Source organism: Campylobacter concisus, from assembly GCF_002913865.1.
Taxonomy (GTDB): domain Bacteria; phylum Campylobacterota; class Campylobacteria; order Campylobacterales; family Campylobacteraceae; genus Campylobacter_A; species Campylobacter_A concisus_AM.
Window position 1 is genome coordinate 1 of the sequence record NZ_POYX01000071.1, and the last position, 907, is coordinate 907.

Here is a 907-nt window from a genome sequence, read left to right on the forward strand (position 1 = left end):
TGCTAAAAAATAATTTTTAGTGAGAATTTATCTTATTTTGAGAAATGATATGGCAAAAATTCTATTTTTCTGAAAGTAAATATCAATTAAATTTTTAATAATTTTAAAAATAATTTAGTATTTTTAAGAAGAGTGAAATTTAAGGTAAAAATTACAAAAGCCCAAACTGGTTAAATTTAGGCTTTTAAATTTGCATTAAAATGGCCAGATGGCCTCCATAAGCCTTGTGCCCCAAGGTTTTTTGGTTGATTTATCTAGCTCGCCCTCAGTTTTATACAAAATTTTGGCATCAGCTATGTATTTTGAGTCGATCTCGTTGTTTTGTGAGATGTCGTAAGGCCTGATGACGCCGCTTACTTGCATGATCTGCTTTTCACCGTTTATAAGTAGTTCGCGGCTGCCCTCGATGAAGTAGTTGCCGTTATTTAGGATTTTAATGATCCTAGCTGAGATGGTCGCAGTAAATTTCTCGCTTCTGTTGCTCGTGCCACTACCTGTAAATTTATTGCCGCCACCTGCTTTAAAGCCGATGTCGCCGTATTTGTTTAGATTATCAGCCACGGTTGAGAGCGGCGCGGCTCCAGCGGTAAATACTCCGCCGCCAAGCGAAATGGTGCTATCTTTGTTGGTGCTTTTGCTGCCACTTGAAATTTGACTTGCGTTTTCAGAGATGACGATAGTTACGATGTCATTTACATTCATCGCCTTTCTATCTGAAAATAGCGGGTTGTCGCCCTTGCCAAAGAGGCTGCCAGCGTTGCTTTGACCGCTACCACTATCTTTTGAAGGGAGTTGCTCGACATAAACTGGAGGTTTCATATTGATGTGAGGATCTGCACTTGGGGTGCAACCTATGTAAAAAATGCCCGCAAATGTGACGAGCCAAATATTTTTATAGTTCATAAAA

General features: G+C 39.1%; 1 protein-coding gene. It reads right to left on the bottom strand.

Annotation, left to right across the window (positions count from 1 at the left end):
• Window positions 1-195 precede the first annotated feature (195 nt).
• A complete protein-coding gene (gene flgH, locus CYP77_RS04735) occupies window positions 196-903 on the bottom strand; it encodes a flagellar basal body L-ring protein FlgH (protein ID WP_103567197.1) in 708 nt (235 codons plus the stop codon).
• Between the last annotated feature and the right edge of the window lie 4 nt (window positions 904-907).